The organism is Sphingomonas hankookensis (assembly GCF_001619955.1).
In the GTDB taxonomy this organism is placed as follows: Bacteria; Pseudomonadota; Alphaproteobacteria; order Sphingomonadales; family Sphingomonadaceae; genus Sphingomonas; species Sphingomonas hankookensis_A.
This window is the reverse complement of record NZ_LQQO01000034.1, coordinates 155,755-174,369: the sequence shown is the minus strand read 5'-3', so window position 1 is coordinate 174,369 and position 18,615 is coordinate 155,755. Positions and strand designations below refer to the sequence as shown.

The 18,615-nt window shown below is 68.9% G+C and carries 16 protein-coding genes and 1 riboswitch; of the genes, 6 read left to right on the top strand and 10 right to left on the bottom strand.

Going from position 1 to position 18,615, the window contains the following annotated elements; all coding sequences use genetic code 11:
- Positions 1-15 precede the first annotated feature (15 nt).
- From AVT10_RS12760 to AVT10_RS12745, 4 genes are all read right to left on the bottom strand, one after another.
- Positions 16-816 carry an AcvB/VirJ family lysyl-phosphatidylglycerol hydrolase gene (locus tag AVT10_RS12760; protein ID WP_084401688.1) on the bottom strand — a complete coding sequence of 267 codons (801 nt, stop codon included), beginning with the start codon at positions 814-816 and terminating at the stop codon, positions 16-18.
- On the bottom strand, positions 813-3,437 hold the full coding sequence (mprF, locus tag AVT10_RS12755) for a bifunctional lysylphosphatidylglycerol flippase/synthetase MprF (protein WP_066692029.1): 2,625 nt from the start codon (positions 3,435-3,437) through the stop codon (positions 813-815). The genes AVT10_RS12760 and mprF overlap by 4 nt, the downstream gene beginning before the upstream one ends.
- The gene (locus tag AVT10_RS12750) at positions 3,430-3,864 is read right to left on the bottom strand and encodes a DUF2147 domain-containing protein (protein ID WP_232308021.1); all 435 of its coding nucleotides are present in this window, start codon (positions 3,862-3,864) and stop codon (positions 3,430-3,432) included. Before AVT10_RS12750 ends, mprF begins: the two co-directional genes overlap by 8 nt.
- Before the next feature lie 187 nt (positions 3,865-4,051).
- The gene (locus AVT10_RS12745) at positions 4,052-4,408 is read right to left on the bottom strand and encodes a hypothetical protein (protein ID WP_066692027.1); all 357 of its coding nucleotides are present in this window, start codon (positions 4,406-4,408) and stop codon (positions 4,052-4,054) included.
- A gap of 253 nt (positions 4,409-4,661) precedes the next feature.
- Here AVT10_RS12745 and AVT10_RS12740 point away from each other — a divergent pair, with 253 nt between their 5' ends.
- A complete protein-coding gene (locus AVT10_RS12740) occupies positions 4,662-6,269 on the top strand; it encodes an inorganic phosphate transporter (protein ID WP_084401686.1) in 1,608 nt (535 codons plus the stop codon).
- A 22-nt stretch (positions 6,270-6,291) separates the two neighbouring features.
- Complete coding sequence (locus AVT10_RS12735; protein WP_066692025.1) at positions 6,292-7,731, top strand: glycosyltransferase family 39 protein; 1,440 nt, start codon at positions 6,292-6,294, stop codon at positions 7,729-7,731.
- Positions 7,732-7,894: 163 nt separating this feature from the next.
- On the opposite strand, the gene AVT10_RS12730 is transcribed toward AVT10_RS12735, so the two are convergent.
- Positions 7,895-8,662, bottom strand: a complete 768-nt coding sequence (locus tag AVT10_RS12730) for a hypothetical protein (protein WP_157092773.1) — start codon at positions 8,660-8,662, stop codon at positions 7,895-7,897.
- Positions 8,663-8,795: 133 nt separating this feature from the next.
- Between AVT10_RS12730 and AVT10_RS12725 the strand changes: the two genes are divergently transcribed.
- Positions 8,796-9,896, top strand: a complete 1,101-nt coding sequence (locus AVT10_RS12725) for a glycosyltransferase (protein ID WP_066692020.1) — start codon at positions 8,796-8,798, stop codon at positions 9,894-9,896.
- On the opposite strand, the gene AVT10_RS12720 is transcribed toward AVT10_RS12725, so the two are convergent.
- The 3 genes from AVT10_RS12720 to AVT10_RS12710 form a co-directional block, all read right to left on the bottom strand.
- The gene (locus AVT10_RS12720) at positions 9,857-10,414 is read right to left on the bottom strand and encodes a hypothetical protein (RefSeq protein ID WP_066692018.1); all 558 of its coding nucleotides are present in this window, start codon (positions 10,412-10,414) and stop codon (positions 9,857-9,859) included. The genes AVT10_RS12725 and AVT10_RS12720 overlap by 40 nt on opposite strands.
- 215 nt (positions 10,415-10,629) lie before the next feature.
- Positions 10,630-11,463 (bottom strand): glycosyltransferase family 2 protein, encoded by an 834-nt coding sequence (locus AVT10_RS12715; protein WP_198158587.1) that lies wholly within the window; start codon positions 11,461-11,463, stop codon positions 10,630-10,632.
- The gene (locus AVT10_RS12710; RefSeq protein ID WP_232308020.1) at positions 11,460-13,469 is read right to left on the bottom strand and encodes an HAD-IIB family hydrolase; all 2,010 of its coding nucleotides are present in this window, start codon (positions 13,467-13,469) and stop codon (positions 11,460-11,462) included. Before AVT10_RS12710 ends, AVT10_RS12715 begins: the two co-directional genes overlap by 4 nt.
- A 142-nt stretch (positions 13,470-13,611) precedes the next feature.
- Between AVT10_RS12710 and AVT10_RS12705 the strand changes: the two genes are divergently transcribed.
- Positions 13,612-14,676, top strand: a complete 1,065-nt coding sequence (locus tag AVT10_RS12705; protein ID WP_066692013.1) for a glycosyltransferase family 4 protein — start codon at positions 13,612-13,614, stop codon at positions 14,674-14,676.
- Complete coding sequence (locus tag AVT10_RS12700) at positions 14,673-15,893, top strand: glycosyltransferase family 4 protein (RefSeq protein WP_084401684.1); 1,221 nt, start codon at positions 14,673-14,675, stop codon at positions 15,891-15,893. The genes AVT10_RS12705 and AVT10_RS12700 overlap by 4 nt, the downstream gene beginning before the upstream one ends.
- Here AVT10_RS12700 and AVT10_RS12695 read toward each other — a convergent pair.
- Entirely contained in the window at positions 15,815-16,684 is an 870-nt protein-coding gene (locus tag AVT10_RS12695) for a hypothetical protein (protein ID WP_066692011.1), read from the bottom strand. The genes AVT10_RS12700 and AVT10_RS12695 overlap by 79 nt on opposite strands.
- Positions 16,685-16,766: 82 nt before the next feature.
- On the opposite strand from AVT10_RS12695, the gene AVT10_RS12690 reads away from it, so the two are divergent.
- Positions 16,767-17,651, top strand: coding sequence for an NmrA family NAD(P)-binding protein (locus AVT10_RS12690; RefSeq protein ID WP_066692009.1), 885 nt, complete (start codon positions 16,767-16,769; stop codon positions 17,649-17,651).
- Positions 17,652-17,732: 81 nt separating this feature from the next.
- Here AVT10_RS12690 and cobU read toward each other — a convergent pair whose 3' ends face one another.
- A complete protein-coding gene (gene cobU, locus AVT10_RS12685) occupies positions 17,733-18,251 on the bottom strand; it encodes a bifunctional adenosylcobinamide kinase/adenosylcobinamide-phosphate guanylyltransferase (protein ID WP_066692007.1) in 519 nt (172 codons plus the stop codon).
- A gap of 25 nt (positions 18,252-18,276) precedes the next feature.
- Positions 18,277-18,478: riboswitch (cobalamin riboswitch) on the top strand.
- The last annotated feature ends 137 nt before the right edge of the window (positions 18,479-18,615 follow it).

The window sequence follows — 18,615 nt, the reverse complement described above, 5'->3', positions numbered from 1 at the left end:
GCGGCAGACCCTGTATTAAGTGGACGATTTGTCCGGATCAAGGCGGGCTTGGGTGCGGCGCACAAAAATTCCGGCAAAGATGCGCGGATCGGCCATGCGCAGCGTGGCAAGGATGGTGGCGATCACCAGCTGGTCGTCATGGTGCAGGAAATGCCCGCCAGGCAGGCCGACGACCTGCGCAGGGCTGCCGCGGAGCGTCGGGCACAGGCTGTCCGATTCCTCGCGGCCATAGATGCAGATGACCGGTGCCCAGTCGAGCGTACGCATCGCCGCGGAGGGACGGGCATCGGGCGTGCCGTGATAGAGGATGCCGGTGGGGTCGGAGCGGAAATAGACGGTTTCGGCAGGCACAACGACGCTGATCGCCGCGACTTTCGCGCGCAGGTCGGCGGGCAGGTCGGGGGCGGTGGCCGATACCATGTCGGCGCCGAACGACTGACCCATCAGGATCACCCGCTGCGCCCCGGTCCGTGCCAGCGCGGTGCGGATCGCGTTCGCGACGATCGCATCGACCTGTTCACGGGTCTTGCGCGTGCCGAAATTGACCGGGGAGCTGACCCCGACCACCGGGATGCCGTGCGCGGCGAGCGCGGGCACGACCTCGCTGCCCAGACCGAAGCGCAGCCCCATGTCGCCCGAGATATAGACGGCGGCGACCGCCGGATGCTTTCGGCCCCCGTCGAACAGGCGCAGCGACTGGCTGTCGATCAGATGGAGCGCTGGGGCAGCGAGACCGAGCAGCACCAGCAGCCCGGCAAGGAGCGCGCCGATGCCGAAACGGCGGCGCAGGCGACGACGACGGTCGAGACGGTTCATGGCTGGGATACTTTCGGTTCGGGCGCGAGGGTGTCGGCGGCGGGAGCGGGGGGCAGGTAGAGCGCGGGCTGGGGCCGCGAGATCAGGCGGGACAGGTCGCGCAGGCCCCGCAACAGGCCGACACCGCCGGGCCCGGCGATGTAGCGCGGCTCCCATCCCGGCGCGAACTTCTCCTTGTAGGTGCGCAGGCCCCGGAAACCGTAGAAGCGCTCGCCATGGCGGAAGATGAACGCCGCCGCCTTGGCCCATGCCGGAGCGAGCCGGCGATCCTCGATCCCCGACAGCGGCGCCATGCCGAGCGAGAAGCGGGCATAGCCGTGTTGCTGCGCCCAGAGCATCAGGTTGACGAGCAGATAGTCCATCGTGCCGGGCGGGGTGTCCGACCGGTGGCGCATCAGGTCGACCGACGCCTCCTTGCGGTTTTCGGTCAGCCACAGATTGGCGAAGGCGACGATGCGGTCGTCGATCGTCACCACCGCCATGTCGAAGAACGACAGATAGGCGCGGTCGAAATGGCCGAGGCTGAAGCCCTTTTCCCGCTGTGCCTTGGCCTGGAGCCATTCGTCGGAGACCGATTCGAGTTCGTCCATGATCGGGCCGAGTTCGCTGGCGGCGACGATGTGCATCCGCGCGCCCTTGCGCGCGACCGCGCGTTCCGACTTGCGCAGCGCGCGCAGGCGGGGGGTGTCGAGGGTGAAGCTGGTCAGATCGACTACGGCATCCTCGCCATATTTGACGATGCTCAGCCCCATGCCGATCGCGATATCGAGCACCGGCGACGAAATCTGATAGAGCAGCAGCCGCCCCTGGTCGCGGTCGGCGAGGTCGCGGAGATTCCACAGCAGCTCGCCCCATGCCTCGCGCGGGCCGACCGGATCGCCCATCACCACCCAGCTGGCACCGTGGACCTGGTACATGACGAAGGCGTCGCCGGCGTCCGACAGCAGGAAGCGCTTGTCGCCGGTCAGCGCCAGCATCGTGTCGGTCCGGTTCGCGCTGGCGAGGATGCGACGCACGGTCACCGAATCGACCTCCGACAGCGCGCTGCGGGCCGCCGTCGCGGTCGGCGACATCAGCCGCCAGACACAGGCACCGGCGAGCATGACGATGACGCCCAGCGTCGCGCGCAGGAAACGCGGCGCATCGCTGTGCAGCGCAAACTTCCACCACAGATTTTCGGAATAATCGACATGGCGATAGGCGAAGAAGCCCGCCCAGATCGTCAGTGCGATCACGGCGGCGACCGACGCGACCCAGCCGGGACCGACCGGTTGCCCGGTGACGGCCGTGCGGCGGTAGAAGGCGCTGCGGGTCCATTGCAGCAACGCGGCGACGGTGAGGCAGGCGGTCGCCTCCTCATAATCCAGCCCCTTGAGAATCGAAAACAGCGCGGCGGCGATCAGCAGCGTGCGGGTGGCGAGGAACGCGCCGTCGAGGCGACGATAGAGGGCGGGGGCGAGCAGGAGCAGCGCGGTGCCGGTCAGGCTGGCAGCGATCGAACTGAACTCGATCATCGGCAGCGGCAGGATGGCGGCGAGGTCGCCCATGCGGGCGCGAACCGAGGGGAGCGAGCCGGACAGCAGCAGCATCGCACCGGCCATGAAGGTCGCGACGCTCAGCGCCAGCGGAGCGACTCCGGTGGCGACGGCGCGGACGCCCGAGAGGAAGCGGCTGGAGCGGCGGCGCTGGCGCGCACCTTCGTGCCACGCCAGGACGAAGACGCCGAAGCCGAGCGGCAGGAGGTAATAGAGCACGCGATAGGCGATCAGCGCGGCGAACAGGGTGGCGCGGTCGACCGGGACCACCGCCAGCACGACCGCTTCGAACACGCCGATGCCGCCCGGGACATGGGTGACGACGGCGGCGACGATGCCGAGCGTATAGGCGAGGATGAAGGCGGGCAGCAAAGCGGGCGCGGCGCCGGGGATCAGGACGAACAGCGCGGCACTGGCGCAGGCGATGTCGACCAGCGCGATGGCGATCTGGAGGAGGAGCAGACCGGGGCTTGGCAGGGGCAGGGTAAAGCCGAACAGGCGGATCGGCGCGCGCACGACCGCGCAGGCGCCGAGCAGCGCGATCGTCAACACGGCGATGCTCCAGCCGGCGGCCTGGACTTGCGTTGCCGACAGTTTCAGGCCGGCAAGGTCGAGCGCGCCCGGGTGCAGCAGCAGCGCGACTCCGGTGACGCTGACGACTCCGGCCCAGAAGGTGCCGCTGGCGATGGCGACGACGCGCGCGACGTCGGGGCCGTCCAGCCCGGCGGCGCTGTAGATGCGGTAGCGCGCCGACCCGCCGGTCAGCAGCGCGAGGCCAAGATTGTGGCTGAGCGTATAGCTGGTGAACGAGGCGAGTGCGGCGGTGCGCCAGGGGAGCGGGCGGGCGATGGTATGCAACGCCAGCAGGTCGTAGAAGGTCAGCGCCAGATAGCTTCCGGCGGTCGCGAGCAGGGCGAGGACGATCTTGGTCACCGACAGGTCGTGCAGCGCGGCGCGGACATCGGCGAAGCGGATCTCCTGCGTCAGATGCTGGAGCGCGGCGAAGCCCAGCGCGATGAGGGCAAGGACGACCAGGACGCCGATCGGCGTGCGATAGCGATCGAGCAGGCGGCGCAGCTCAGCCATGCGGCACCTGTTCGATCCGCGACCAGCTCTGGGTCCGGCAGAGCATGCCGCCCCACATACAGCCGCGAATCCGGAGCGTATCGGGGCGGGGCAGGTCGATGCGCGAGGCGAAGCGGCGGCCCATGTCGGGCACGAACACCGTGCCGGTCCACGCTCCGCTGCCATCGGCGGCGTAATCCTCGAGCAATTCGGTGCCGAGCAGCCGGTCGACGCCGCCATCCTTCGCATCGGCGCGCGCGGACGGGCTGGCCCACACCACCCAGCCGCACAGATGCGCGCCGCACGGACCGGTGCGGACCGCGACATTGTTGTGCGGGCTGAGCCACAGGCCGGCGGGCAGCTGGGCCGGCGTGTTGGCCGCGGCGGGCATGGCCAGCGCCAGCGCCGCGATTCCCGCCCATCCGCGCATCGTTCGATTCCCCTTCATGGGGAAGGGCGTAGCGAATGGCGGGTTGCCGGCGGTTCAGCGGGCGCTGAACAATCGGTAATGTTTGGGGGCTTTTCGTCATTCCCGCGAAGGCGGGAACCCATAACCGCCAACGGCCGAGAAGGAATCGCTAGCGTCGGCGTATATGGACCCCCGCCTTCGCGGGGGTGACGCATGGGGCGTGCGCCTACCGGTTCAACGCGTAGGTGATGATGAAGCATGCCGCCGTCAGCAGCAGCATCGCGAGGATGAAGGTCGCATCGGCGATCCGCTCCAGCCAGTGCAGCCGCCTGGTGCCCTGCACCCTGAGCGCGAAATAGGAGCTGAGCGTCGCGATCAGGAAGAGAAGCGCGTCGACCGAGAGCAGGTCGTCGGCGATCGTCTGGCGCGCGCGCATGGTGATGGTGACGTGCAGCAGCCCGATGCCGGTCAGGCAGACGCCGACCATCGCCGAGGCGATCGGGCAGATCATCCGGCAGGTGCGCTCATCCAGCGCGATGCGGCGGCGATGGGCGGAGGACGGGGGAGGTTCGCGCTGATCCATGGCGCCGCATGGCACCCCTGCCGGGTGAGTCGTCAAGCGCGAAGCGGTGCCGATTCGCCGCATGGCATGTGGCGGCAAGGCAACGCCATCGGCGCAAATCGGGGATTTCGCGCATCATATCGCCAAAGCGCATTCGGTTCGCTATGGGGCGCATCGCCGAACCGCGATGCCGACGCGTTGGGCGTGCGACGCTCCCGAAGAGCTGTCACACTTCGCCGATAGGGCGACACGTTCATTCGGCAGGGGAATTTCGATGACGAGCGCAGCGCTGGAGCGGGATGGACGCCCCGGCCCGAAACTGGACGACGGCTTCGGCCGCGCCGGTACGTTTGGATTCGCCACGGCGATCGTCGCCGCTCTCGGCTATGTCGTCTACAACGTCTATCACGATGCGGCGGCGGCCAGCGTCGATCCGCTGACGCTGATGCCCTTCGCGCTGCTGGTGCTCGCGCTGATCATCGCGCTGGGCTTCGAATTCGTGAACGGTTTCCACGACACCGCCAATGCGGTCGCGACCGTGATCTACACCAATTCGATGCCCGCCCATGTCGCGGTGGTGTGGTCGGGAGTGTTCAACTTCCTGGGCGTGCTGATGTCGACCGGCGCGGTCGCGTTCGGCATCATCTCGCTGCTGCCGATCGAGCTGATCCTGCAAGTGGGGTCGTCGTCCGGATTCGCAATGGTGTTCGCGCTGCTGATCGCGGCGATCGTGTGGAACCTCGCCACCTGGGCGCTGGGCATTCCGTCGTCGTCGTCGCACACGCTGATCGGGTCGATCATCGGCGTCGGCGTCGCCAATGCGATCCTGCAGGGGCGCAACGGGTCAGCCGGGGTGGACTGGGACAAGGCGACCGAGATCGGCAAGGCGCTGCTGGTGTCGCCGATGATCGGCTTCGGCGTCGCCGCGCTGCTGTTCCTCGCCATGAAGACGCTGATCCGCAACCGCAAGCTGTACGAGGCGCCGGTCGGCGACACGCCACCGCCGCTGTGGATTCGCGCGCTGCTGATCTTCACCTGCACCGGCGTCAGCTTCGCCCACGGGTCGAACGACGGGCAGAAGGGCATGGGCCTGATCATGCTGATCCTGATCGGCACGGTGCCCACCGCCTATGCGCTGAACCGCGCGGTGCCGGCACAATATGAGGCGCAGTTCGCGACCAACAGCGCCGCCGCGGTGCGCGTGCTGACGCCGCAGGGCGATGGCGCGCTGCCCGACGACGCGACCGCGCGGTCGCAGGCGCAGCGCTACATCACCGACCGCAAGCTGACCGCCGAAACCGTGCCCGCCGTGACCACGATGGTCGGCGCGATCGAGCAGCAGGTCCGCGAATATGGCACGCTGGCCAAGGTGCCGGCCGCCGTCAGCGGCAATATGCGCAACGACATGTACCTGACGTCGGAAGCGGTGAAGAGGCTGGCCAAGGAGCCGACGCTGTCGCTGACCGAAGGCGACAAGAAGGTGCTGACCGAATATCGCGGGTCGCTGGACGCCGGCACGCGCTTCATCCCGCTATGGGTCAAGGTCGCGGTCGCCTTCGCCCTGGGTCTGGGCACCATGGTCGGGTGGAAGCGGATCGTGGTCACGGTGGGCGAAAAGATCGGCAAGACCCACCTGACCTATGCGCAGGGTGCGTCGGCCGAACTGGTGGCGATGGGCACGATCTTCGGTGCCGACAGCCTCGGCCTGCCGGTGTCGACGACGCATGTCCTGTCGTCGGGCGTCGCCGGCACGATGGCGGCGAACCGGTCGGGGTTGCAGATGTCGACGGTGCGCAACCTGTTGATGGCATGGGTGCTGACGCTGCCGGTGTCGGTGCTGCTGTCGGGGTCTCTGTACCTGCTGCTCAACCGGATCTTCTGACCTGCGCGACGGGGAGCGACGCATGCCGACCTCCCCGCCGCTGCGTCGCGACCCGGTCGCGTGGGTGATCCTGATCCTCGTGTGGTTTTCCTGCGCGTGGTTCGGGTCGTGGGAGTTCAACCCCAACAACGCCGTCCGCATGTTCGCCACGCTGTCGCTGGTCGAGGAGGGCGACGCCACCATCGACGAATATGCCGCGCTGACGATCGACAAGGCGCATTTCGGCGATCATTATTATTCGGACAAGGCGCCCGGCATCACCGTGCTGGGCATCCCCGCCGTCATGGTCGCGAATGCCGTGTCGGGCCAGCGCGCCAGCGATTTCGTGCCGGGGTTCGAGAATCGCGAGTTCAACCGTTTCCTCAAAATTCGCATCCGGCTGGTGGCGATCACCATCTGCGCGGTCTTGAGCGCGCTGGCGGCGATGCTGCTCTACGATCTGGTGCGCAGGGTTACCCGCGATGTCGAGGCGGGGGCGGTCGCGGCTTTGTCCTATGGGCTGGGCACGACGGTCTGGGGATGGTCGACGACGATCTTCGGCCATGCGCCGGTCGCCGCGCTGCTGGTGATTGCGAGCTGGGCGGTGTGGCGCGGGACCGGGCCGGGGCGGTCGTGGTTTCATGCAGTGGTCGCGGGCCTTGCGCTCGGCTGGGCGGTGCTGATCGAACATTCCGCGCTGATCGCCGGGCTGCCGGTTGCGGGCTATGCCTTGTGGCGGCTGCGGTCGCTGCCGCGCGGGGAGGCGGTGCGGACCGTTGTCGTCGCGCTGGCGGTCGGGGCGAGCGCGCTGGTGGTGCTGGTCGGCTATAACCTGATCGCGTTCGGGACGGTGTTTCGGCTCGGCTATTCGGGGGTCACCGACTTTGCCGGCATGCAGGAGGGGTTTTTCGGGCTGACCTATCCTAAGCCCTATGTCCTGTACGAACTGACCTTCGGCGAGCGGCGGGGGATATTGTGGGTCGCGCCGATCCTGATCGTCGCGCCGTTCGGCATCGCGATGCTGGTGCGCGATCCGGCGACGCGGGCGATCGGCTGGTTGGCGGTCGCAGGGGCGGTGGTGCCGTTCCTGATCAACGCCAGCTATTATTACTGGGACGGCGGCAACGCGACGGGGCCGCGCCACGCGCTGCCAGCGGTCGGGTTCCTGTGCATCGGTATCGGCGCGTTCTGGGCGCAGGCGACGCGCTGGTCGCGAACCGCTGTCGCGGTGCTGCTGGCCGGGTCGGTCGTACTCAACATGGCGATCGCCAGTGCCGAGATCACCGCGCCGGGGGGCGAACCGCGCGCGCTGGCGGTGGCGGTGTTCCGCGAGCGGTTCGATCCCGGCTATCTGCGGACGGTGGCGGACGAGTGGTTCGGGTACACGCCGTGGCAGGGGCTGGCGATCTGGGCTGCGGTTGCCGGGGTGCTGACGGTCGCGTTGGCCGGGTTGGTTCGGCGGGCGAAGGTAAAAGAAAGATAGGGGTTCGCGCGGAGGCGCGGAGACGCGGAGGGGTTGCGCCTGTAGCAACCCTCTCTCGCGCCGGCGGTCTCTTTCCCGTTGCAACGGGAACAAGCGTCTCCCGATCGCGCGGCATTCGCCTGGAACGCAACGCCTCCGCGTCTCCGCGCCTCCGCGCGAACCCCTATTCCGCCGCCTCCGCTTGCGGCACCGGGATGGTGAAGCCGAACCGCGCCTCCACCTCCGGATCGAGCCAGGCATGGATATGCGCGCGGTCGGTGTCGGAAATGTCGGCATAGGCGGTGGGGGTGAAGGGGCGCTTGCCCTGCCCCTTGTAGCTGTCCTGCGACACGAACGGGTCGGCCATGGGCAGGCCGGTGGCGGCGGACAGGTCGGCGATCACGCCGGCGGGGTCGGCGACGAACGCTTCATGGCTGAGCAGCGCGACATGGTGCGCGCGGTCGTGCAGGCCGCTCCAGTGGCGCAGCTTCGCGGTACGCTTGGCGAGCGGGTTGGCGAAGCGTTCGCCGGTATCGGGGCAGCGTTCGTGCAGCATCTCGCGCCCCAGCACCGGATGGTCGTCCTCTACCCCCCAGAACTCTTTGTCCCAATAGCTGTGCCACGGCGCGCGGATGAAGTCGGAGAAGCCGAGCGCCTTCAGCTCCGGATGGGCGTGCCAGGGCTGGCGATGCAGGCTGCGCACCCAGTCTACGGACTCGCGCGCGACCGCCAGCACCATCACGTCGCGCGGGAAGAGCACCTGTTCGGGCACGAACCAGTGTTTGAAGCCGTAGCTTTCGGTAAAGGCGGCGGGGCCGAGATTGGCCTCGATCGATCGGATCAGGACGTTGGTCCCCGAACAACGCTGTCCATAGACCTGGATGGCGCGGATCGGGGTATCGCCGCGGCGCAGGATGGAGAGGCCGGCACGCGGGGTCGTCCAGGTCGACATGCAGTTCATATTCCCATGCGAATCATCGGAAATCATTGTGATCCCGAAATAATTTTCGCTTGTCGGGGCTACGCAGGGAGCCGGCAAGGGTTCCCGGCGTTCGTGCAGCCAGACGGGTTTCTCCGGGGGACATATGACGACGCGGCCGATCACCTTCTTCATCCATCATCAGGGGCGTGGCCACGCCAACCGGGCGATGGCGATCATCCGCGAACTGCCCGCCGACCGCCGCGTGACGATCCTGTGCGCGCGGCCCGAATTGTTCGACGGGTTCGACCGGCCGGTCGATCTGGTGCAACTGCCCAACATGATCGGCGCGCCGGTGCCGACGGCCGCGCTGTTCGATCAGCCGACGCCGGAAGTGCTGCATTGCGTGCCGCTGGGCGTGGACGCCACGCGGCGGACGATGCGCACGATCCTCGACCATCTCGACGATGCCGCCCCGGCCTTGTTCGTGGTCGATGTATCGGCGGAGATCGCGCTGATGGCGCGGATCGCCAGCGTGCCGGCGATCAAGATCCGCATGCATGGCGACCGCACCGATCCGGGGCATCTGGGCGCGTATCAGGCGTGTGTCGGGCTGCTGGCGCCGTTCGACGAGAGGATCGAGCAGGACGACTTCCCCGACTGGGGCCGGGCCAAGACCTGTTATACCGGCGGGCTATGCACCACCACCGATGCGGTGCCGACCAAGGCGGAGGCGCGGGCGCGGCTGGGGATCGATCCGGAGCGCGAGGTCGTGCTGGTGCTGACCGGCGGCGGCGGGGCGGGGACGCCCTATGCGCCCCTCACCATGGCGGCGCGGGCGGTGCCGGACGCGCTGTGGCTGGTGGTCGGACCGGTGCACCGCGAGGGGCATGAGACCGATTTCGGCAATCTGGTCGAAAAGGGCTGGGTCGATGGCGTGACCGACCACATTGCCGCCGCCGATGTCGTGATCGCATCCGCCGGCGACAATACGGTGCATGAGATCGCGCGGGTCGGGCGGCCCTATATCTGCGCGCCCGAATGGCGGTATTTTGCCGAGCAGACGCGCAAGGCCGACCGGCTGGCGGAAGTCGGCGCGGCGGTGGCGCTGCACCAATGGCCGGGGTCGCTTAGCCCCTGGCGCGGGTTGCTGGATCAGGCGAAGGCGCTCGACCCGGCGGCTTTGGCGGCGCTGTATGATCCGGGCGCTGCGGCGCGGGCGGCGGACTATATCGAGGGGCTGGCGGTGCGGCTCTGGGCCGACTGACGCGCGGCACGGGCGAACAGCGCGGCGCTGGCGAGCCATAGCACGCAGAAGAAGGCTGTGCCGCCCAGAGTCGTGCGAACGCCGACCGGGTTGGGCGCAGCCCAGCCGGCGGCGATGCCGGTCAGCCCGATCGCGAACTGCGTCACGGCGGTGGCGGCCATGGCACGGGCGACGCCACGGGGGCGGAGGCGGGCGAGGAGCGTACCGCCGACCGCGACCAGCAGGACGAGGCCGAAGACCGCGTTGACGTCTTTATCCTCGCTGCCGAAGAACCCGACCGCCGCGTTGATCCACACCAGCAGGAACGCGGCGGCGACCGCGACCAGCGTGCCTGCACGATAGGCAAGGCCGGTCGACGCGCGCTGGCCCAATTCGATCGCGCCGCCTGCTACGCCGAGCATGACGGCCGCGAAGACATAGTCGGCGGGCGTCCATGGCGCGCCGGCGACGAACGGCACGGCGAGCAGCGCGGCGGCGGCGCTCCAGCCGAGCAGGTGCGGGTTGATCGAACGGGTCATGGGCGGTCCTTTCGCGGTCTCTGCCGGAGGGTATCGCAGGGCGATATGGATCGCGAAGGGAGGGGTTGTGCAGATTTGATGGAGAATTATCGGCTCGTTCAAGCATGGCCGTACCCCCGCGCAGGCGGGGGTCCAGAGCCTCAAGCGCCGCGCTTCGTTACCCTGGACCCCCGCCTGCGCGGGGGTACGAAGAAGGGAGGGTGACGGAGAGGTAACTAGCTGAACAGCGCATCCTCACGCCGGCTGGCGGCGATTTCCGCCAGCGTCGGCGCGCGCAGGCGGTCGATCGTGTCGCTGTCGGCGCTCCACCGGATCAGTCCAGCCTGTGCGAACTGGCCCAGCCAATAATCCATGCACCACCGCCCCCAGCGCGCGCGGAAGCGGGTGGCGTTGCGCAGGATCGCGTCGAACTGGTGGAGCGGCGGGATGTGGACGGGGTGATGCTGGTGAAACGCCACCGCGCCGCCGACCCACGCCATCGGGATGCCGGCGGCTGCCAGCCGCCAGGCGAAATCCGTTTCCTCGCCGCCATAGCCGACATAACCGGTGTCCATGCCGCCTGCCGCGTCCCATGCCGAACGGGGCAGGGCGAAGGACAGGCCCCATAGCTCGCCATGGCTGGGGACGGGGCGGGTTTCGTCGTCGGACAGCGCCGGCTTGGCCGGGTGGCGGACGCCCTTCGCCGGATCGAAGGGGCCGGGCGGCAGATAGCGCACCTCGCCCAGATAGACGCCGGGCGCGGTGTCCAATGCCTGGTCGTAGCGTTCGACCAAGGTCGGCGAGGGCACGCAATCGACGTCGAGGAAGATCAGCCGCTCGCCCCGCGCGGTCGCAGCGGCGGCGTTGCGCGCTTCGGCCAGCGGCATCGGGTCTCCCGGCACGAACACCTCCCGCACCGGTACGCCGGGGTCGGGCAGGCCGGCGGGCGCTTGCGGCTGCATATAGGCGATGACCAGCTCGTCGGGCTTGCGCGTCTGTGCGGCGATGCCCCACAACAGATTCGCCAGTTGCGCGGTCCGCCCGCGCACCAGCGTGCAGACCGAGATCACGCCGACAGACGCTGTGCCGGTTGCCCGCGGAAATGGGCGACTCCCTCCATGATCCCGAACGCATAGCCGCGCCGGGCGACATAGCTGTGGGCGAGGTCGGGACGCTGCGCCAGGCCGTCGGAATAATTGCCGACGATGATCGCATGGGCGCAGGCGCGCAGCATTTCGACATCGTTGCCGCTGTCGCCCGCGACGATCACCTGATCACGGCGCATCTGCGCGCGGCGGCGGACATAATCGACCGCCGTCCCCTTCGACGCGGCCAAGGGCAAGATGTCGAGATAGCGGCCATGGCTGTGGATCACCGATGCGGCGAAGCCAGCGCCGGCCAGCAGGTCGCGGATACGTTCGGCAATGTCGGGTTCGCCACCGGTGAAATAGCTCAATTTGTGGCTGCGCTGTTCGAGCGGGCTTTGCGGGCGCAGCTCGCCCTGTTCGGCCAGCAGGGCGGCGATGGCGGCACGATCCCAGCCGGCGTCGATGATCGCGGTCCACGCATCGTCGCGGGCGTACACGCCGCCATGGATGCGGTGGTAGATTTCCGATCCGACCGAGGTGATCATGACGGCGGGCGGTGCGACCTGGTTCTGCGCGAGGATCGCCAGTGCGCTGTGCAGGCTGCGCCCGGTGGCGATGCCGAACAGCATGTCGTGCTGGTCGCCGTGCCACAGGTTGAACGCCTGCGCCGCCTCGGTTTCACCCAACAGCGTGTTGTCGATATCGGAGACGAGCAGCAGGCGTGGCGTCTCGATCGCCGGAGCCGGCGGCGCGATCACCGCCGCCGCCAGTTCGGCATAGCGCGCGACATGGCCGTCCCAGTCGTACAGCTCGGCCGCCGTTGCGCCGGCGTGCGAATAGGTGTCCCATAGCGCATCGTCGGACAGGATCTTCAACATCGCCTGCCCGATGGCATGCGGGTCGCGCGGGTCGACGAGGATGCCGTTGTTGCAGCCTTCGATGATGTCGTTCGGCCCGCCGCTGTCGGTCGCGACCAGCGGCAGTCCCGACGCCGCCGCTTCCAGCAGGGTCAGCCCGAAGGGTTCGTTGAGCGCCGGATTGACGAAGATGCCGCGCTTGGCCCGGGCATGGGCGTAGATGGCGGGGACTTCGTGCGGGGCGTGGGTCTTGGGAATCGCGACCGATCCGTAGAGGTCGTAGCGGTCGATCAGCGCGAACAGCTCGGCCATGTTGCCAGCCAGTTCGGGTTCGAGGCTGCGCGGATCGTCGCGCGTGCCGGCCACGATGACGAGGTTCGCGGCGGTCTGTAGCGCCGGGCAGCGGCCATAGGCATGGACGAGCGCGGCGAGGTTCTTCTTGCTGACCGGGCGGGCCAGCGCGAGGATGACGGGCTTGGAGGGGTCGGCGAGGAAGCGGTCGATCCGCGCATCGACCAGCGCGTCGGTGCAGTTACCGGCGAACAGCCCGAGGTCGCTGCCCGGCGGGATGATGCGGATGCGGCCGGGATCGTAGCTGGGATAGCCGGCATATTGCACCTCCGCCTCGTCGCGCGAGGAGGCGATGATCGCATCGGCATGGGCGATGGCATGATCCTCGATTGCGATGCGGCGTTCGAGGCCGGCGGTTTCGGCGCAGTCGGTGCCGAACGCCACCTGCTTGACGCGGCCCAGCGAATGGGCGGTGAAGATATAGGGAATGCCGAGCCGCGCCTTGACCGCCGCCGCCACCGCGCCGGCATCGGCATAATGGGCGTGGATCAGGTCGGGACGGCGGTCGAGCGCCGCGATATGCGCGACCAGTGCGTCGACGAAGCTGTCGGTCTCCGTCCACAGCGCTTCCTTCGGCAGATAGGCGTCGCTGGCCGAGCGCAAGCGGACGATGCGCGTCGTATCGTCGATAAACTCGCTTTCGCGCCAATAGCCTTCGCCCAGCGGCCCGCCACGAAAGGCTCTGGTGACGATTTCGGTCCGGGTAATGCCTGGATGCCCGCCAGTCGCGGCAACCAGATCGAGGAGGTAGCGGATATGGCCGCCGGTATCCGCCGTCACTCCATATTCCACCTCACGCGCGCGAAGACATCCCTGCAGGGCGAGGTGGAGGATGAACATTACGGAACTTTCCCGTTGAAAAACGCGGACTTATTGCCGCCCTGACAGGAACCGTTGCCGCTTGGCTTTGTTCCGGTGGGCGATGGTATCCCCGCTTCGCATCGCGCAGATCGCCCCGGTCATCTACCCCACGCCGCCGCGCGGTACCGGGGGCACCGAACGGGTCGTGTCCGACCTGACCGAGGCGCTGATGGCGATGGGCCATGACGTGACGCTGATCGCGCCCAGCGACAGCGTGACCACCGCGCGGCACCTGTCGGCGCATCCCAGCCTGTCGGCGCTGGAGGCGTATCACGGCCCGGTCGCACCGGGCGTTCCTGCCGCGCTGGAGGCGGCGCAGCTGGGGCTGCTGGCGCAACATCTGACCGAGTTCGACATCGTTCATTGCCATGGCGAATTCGCCCATGCCGCGGTGCTGGGCGACCGGATCGGGCGCAGCCTGACGACAGTGCACTGGCGGCTCGACGAGCTGGACCGCAAGTTATTCTTCCACAGCTTTCCCGAATTGCCGGTCGCGGCGATCTCGCAGGCGCAGGCCCGTGACCTGCCGCGCGCCAATCGGGCGGGCGTCGTGCATCACGGCATTCCGGCCGACCGGTTCGTGGCCGGACCGGGCGGGGAAGGCGTCGTTTTCATCGGCCGGATGACCGATCAGAAGCGGCCCGACGTCGCGATCCGCGTGGCCCGCGCCGCCGGGCGGCCGATCCGGCTGGCAGGCGGGATCGATGTCGGCAATCCACGTTATTTCGAGGAGCGGGTCGCGCCGCTGCTGGGCGACGATGCGATCCATGTCGGTGAGGTCGACGACCGCGCGAAACAGGCGCTGCTGGGCGAGGCGGCGGCGCTGCTCTTCCCGATCGACTGGCCCGAACCGTTCGGGCTGGTGATGATCGAGGCGATGGCCTGCGGGACGCCGGTGATCGCGTGGGATCGCGGCAGCGTGCGCGAGGTGGTCGAGCCAGGCGTGACCGGCTTCATCGTGAAGACGGAGGAAGAGGCGGTCGCCGCGCTGGCGAAGATCGACACGATCGACCGGGCGCGGGTGCGCGCACGGTTCGAGGAACGCTTCACCGCGACACGCATGGCGGAGGATTATGTGACGCTCTACCGGCAACGGATCGCCCTCGCATCGGGAGCGGGCGCATGAGGATCGGGCTGCTGACCTGGGCCTATCCGCCCGAAAAGAGCGGCCTGTCGCGCGCCGCGTGCGAAATCGCCCATGCGCTGGCCGAAGCGGGGCATGACGTGCGCGTCGTCACGATGGACCGGACGGGCCGCAGCAGCAGCGATGGCGTGGAAGTGATCGGTGCGGCCGAGGACGGGTGGTTCGCCCGGCTGCGGCGCTGGCCCGGCATCGGCCATCTCTGCGGCCCGGCGATGGTCGCGCGGACGGTGCGGCGGCTCCATGCCGAGCGGCCGTTCGACGTGATCGAGGCGACCAACTGGTATGCGCCGGGCCTGTGGGTCGCGCTGACCGGGCCGGCACCGCTGGTGACGCGCAATTCGACGCCGGTCGCGACCAGCGCGGCGAAGCCACGGACGCTGCGCGACCGGATCGACCGCTGGGCGGCGGTGACGCTGGAGGCATTGTCGGCGCGGGCGTCGGCGGGGCTGATCTCCAATACCGAGGCGCATGGTGCCAAGGTCGCCGCACTCTATGGCACGCAGCCGCCGGGGCCGGGCCATGCGGTGATCGGCCTCAGCCTGCCGCCGGCGATCGTCGATGCGGGGCGGGCGGCGCCCTATCCGCCGGGCAACGACGTGCTGCGGCTGTTGTTCGTCGGGCGCAACGAACCGCGCAAGGGGACCGATGCGCTGATCGGCGCGCTGCCGGCACTGGCGGCGGAGGCGGATGCCGGCACGCTGCCCGACTTCCGGCTGACGATGATCGGGCTGCACCGGCAGGAACTCGATCGGTTACCGCCGGCGGCGCTCAAACGGATCGACAGCTATCACCGGGTCGAGGACGACATGCTGCATGCGTCGCTTGCCGGGGCCGATATCGTCGTCGCGCCGTCGCGCTACGAGAGTTTCGGGCTGGTCTATCAGGAGGCGATGACCTTTGGCCGGCCGATCGCGGCATGTGGCGAAGACCCGAGTGCGCGGCTGTTCGTCGGCGGCAGCGGCGCGGGGTTGCTGGCAGACGACTGCACCGCGGACGCGCTGGGCGCGATCTTGCGGCGGATGCTGCGCGACGACGATCTGCGGCAGGCGTTATCGACCGCGGCGCGGGTGGCGGCGGGACGCTTCACCCGCGCCGGCTTGGCCGGGGAGACGACCGCCGCTTATGTCGCGGCGGTGAACGGGCGCAGCAGCGCGGCTTCGTCGCCGGGGCGTCCGGCGCCGGCCGACATGGCCTCATAGACCCGCGAGCGTTCGATCACGCGGGCGCGGACGAGGTGATGGTCGATCGCCCCGGCCAGCGCCAGCGACGTGCGTTCGAACGGCACGACCGGGCGTTCGTGCACGGTGCCGGCGAAGCGGATGTGCGCGCGGGTCAGGCGATATTGGATGTCGGGCCACAGCGCGGATTGCGCGCCATCGACCAAGTTGCGGCGCGGCAGCCCCAGCGCCCACAGCCCGTCCCGATCCGCCGCTTCTGTCAACCAGCCGAGCGCGGCCAGCAGCGCAGCATCGGGCGTCTCGTCGCTGTCGAGTTGTAGCACCCAGCCGTCCGCCAGCGCCTGCACCCGGTTGCGCTGTGCCGCGAAGTCGCCGTTCAGCGGATGGGCGTGGACCTGCGCCCACGGCACCGCCTGCGCGAGCGATGCCGCATCGTCCGGCGTGCCGTCGAGCAGGACGATCGGGCGGGGAAAATGCGGCCGCAAATCCGTCAGCATCGCGGCGGTCGCATCCGCTTCCCTCGCGCGGGCGATCATGCCGAGCGTTACGGCATGCGGACATGGCGTGGCGGGTTCGCCGTCGACCAGTCCGAGCGCCCAGGCGGCGTTGCGCCGGGCATGGGGGGCGAGCGCGAAGCCCCGTTCCGGTGTGCCATCGCGCAGGCTTTCGGCGATAGCGTCGCGTAGCGTCGCGGCGTCGAAAGCGAGAGTGGCGACCACCAGACCGCAATGGGTGCATTCCGGCAGCGCGCGGTCGTGCCAGCGGTCGTTGCCGCAGATCGGACAGCGCGGCCCGGCGATCGCTTCGGTCATATGGCCACCCTCTTGCGTTACGGTCAGCGGGAACGCACGACAGGCTCGGCAGTTCGCCGGTGACAGGGCAACGGGGACGAACATGGACACGATCATCGTCGCGGGCGCGACCGGCGATTTGGGCGGGCGGATCGCGAAAGCCGCGGTCGCGCGCGGGGCGAAGGTGCGTGCGCTGGTCCGCCCCAGCACCGCGGCCGGCCGGATCGCCGCGCTGGCGAGCATCGGCGCCGATCCCTGCCCCGTGGATTTCGACGATGCGCAGGCGCTGGCCCATGCCTGTCGCGGGGTGGTGTGCGTCGTGTCGGCGCTGAACGGGCTGGGCGAGACGATCCTCGATACCCAGACGAAGCTGCTCGACGCGGCGCTGGGCGGTGGGGCGGCGCGGTTCATCCCGTCGGACTTTTCGATCGACTATCGCGCGTTGCCGACCGGCAAGAACCGCAATTTCGACCTGCGTCGCGCGTTCCGTACGCGGATCGACACCGCGCCGATCCTGGCCACGTCGATCTTCAACGGCGCGTTCGCGGACATGCTGAACGGGCAGATGCCGTTGATCCAGCGGCGGGTGCGGCGCGTGCTGTACTGGGGCGACGCGGACGTGAAGTTCGCGCTGACGACCAAGGACGATGTGGCGGCCTATACCGCCGCCGCCGCACTCGACCCCGCCGCGCCGCGCAACCTGCAGATCGCCGGCGCCGAGGTCAGCGCGCGCGATCTGGCGGCGTTGATGGGGGAGGTGACGGGCAAGCCCTATGGCCTGTTGCGCGCCGGGTCGCTCGGCGCGCTGGAGCGGATGATCGGGGTGACGCGACGGCTGTTCCCGGCGCGCGACCAGGTGTTTCCGGCGTGGCAGGGGATGCAGTATCTCCACAACATGTTCGACGGTCGTGCGCCGAGCGGGCCGGTGGATAATGCGCGGTACGAAGTGGCGTGGACGCCGTTGCGGAATGTCGTGAAGGAACAATGACGTATCCCCGCGCAGGCGGGGATCCAGGGTAACCGGGCGGCGCGCTATTGGCTCTGGACCCCCGCCTGCGCGGGGGTACGATCAGTTTTCGGGGGAGAAGGAGGCGAGCGGTAGCACCATCCCCGCCACCACGAACCAGCATCGGTCGACCGCCGCCGCCACCGCCTGGTTGAGCCGCCCCGCCTCGTCGCGAAACGCGCGGCCCAGCGGATGGTCGGGCACGATGCCCAGGCCCACTTCGTTGCTGACCAGCATCAGCGGGTGCCGCGCCGCGCCGATCGCCGCGATCAGCTCGGCGCTATGCCGCGCGACGTCATGCCCGCCCAGCATCACATTGGTCAGCCACAAGGTCAGGCAATCGACGAGCACCGGCCCCGTAGCCGCACCAATCGCCTGCGGCAGGTCGAGCGGACATTCGACCGTGCGCCAGCCGGGTCCGCGATCCGCGCGGTGGCGGGTGATGCGGTCGGCCATCTCCGCGTCCCACGCCTCCGCCGTGGCGAGATAGGTCCATGGTCTCGGCAGCGCTTCCATCGTCGTCTGCGCCAGCCGGCTCTTGCCCGAGCGCGCGCCGCCCACGAACAGGGTTGTCGTCGCCATCTTGTCCTGTGCCCCGATGCGCTCTAAGGGCGCGGATGCGACAGGTTCCCAGAAATGGGATGAAAAGGGAACCCGGAAGCGCGTTTGCGACGCGCCATCCGGGGCTGCCCCCGCAACTGTGACCGGCGAGCCTTGCTCCCCCGTGTGCCACTGGACCCAAGGTCCGGGAAGGCCGGGCAAGGCGATGACCCGCGAGCCAGGAGACCTGCCCGTCGCGGTTGTCCTTCGCGCGGACGGGGTGTGCCGGGCGATCGAGGGTTTCCTCGCGTGACGACGTCGTTTGGGGGTCGTGCGTGCGGAGAACAGCCTGTTCCGGCGCCCGCGCCGCGCGTCCCCTTGTTTGATGCCAAGGGGGATTACCCGA